The organism is Glutamicibacter sp. MNS18, assembly GCF_026107515.2.
Classification (GTDB): domain Bacteria; phylum Actinomycetota; class Actinomycetes; order Actinomycetales; family Micrococcaceae; genus Glutamicibacter.
Genome location: NZ_JAPCHW010000038.1, coordinates 1 through 800 on the forward strand (window position 1 = coordinate 1; position 800 = coordinate 800).

1 pseudogene is annotated in these 800 nt (G+C 63.1%); it reads right to left on the minus strand.

Annotated features, from left to right (window positions below):
• Positions 1 to 800: pseudogene (locus tag OK351_RS17870) on the minus strand (pyruvate dehydrogenase (acetyl-transferring), homodimeric type); the annotation flags it as partial.

The window sequence follows — 800 nt, forward strand, 5'->3', positions numbered from 1 at the left end:
CCGATCTCATACCCATACGCCGGGTCATAGGCCACCACCGCAGGATTCGTCAACGCCAACAACGGCGAATGCCCATCCGCATGCTGCAACCCCTCACCGGTCAGCGTGGTACGCCCCGCGGTCGCACCGATAATGAACCCACGGGTCATCTGATCCGCCGCCGCCCAGAACGCGTCCCCGGTCCGCTGGAACCCGAACATCGAGTAGAACACGTAAATCGGCACCAATGCTTCCCCATGGGTCGCGTAACTCGTGCCCGCCGCGGTGAACGCGGCCACCGCCCCGGCCTCGTTAATCCCCGGATGGATCAACTGGCCCTGCGGGGACTCCTTATACGCCAACACCAGATCCCGATCCACCGACAGGTAATTCTGCCCCGCCGGGTTATAGATCTTCGCCGTGGGGAAGAACGAATCCATCCCGAACGTGCGCGACTCATCAGGCACGATCGGCACGATCCGGTGCCCGAAGTCCTTATCCCGCATCAAATCCTTCAACAACCGCACAAACGCCATCGTCGTGGCCGCCATCTGCTTCCCGGACCCGCGCTTGGCGATCGCGTAGGACTTCTCCCCGGGCAACACCACCGCCGTCTGCGCATGCGCCCGCCGCTCGGGCACCGCCCCACCAAGCTCCGCCCGCCGCGCCATCAAATACCGGTGCTCGGCCGAGGATTCCTCCGGCCGGTAGTACGGAGGCAGGTACGGGTCCGCTTCCAGCTGCTCATCGCTAATCGGGATCCGCAAATGATCACGGAACCCCTTCAAATCCTCCAGGGTCAACTTCTTCATCTGATGCGT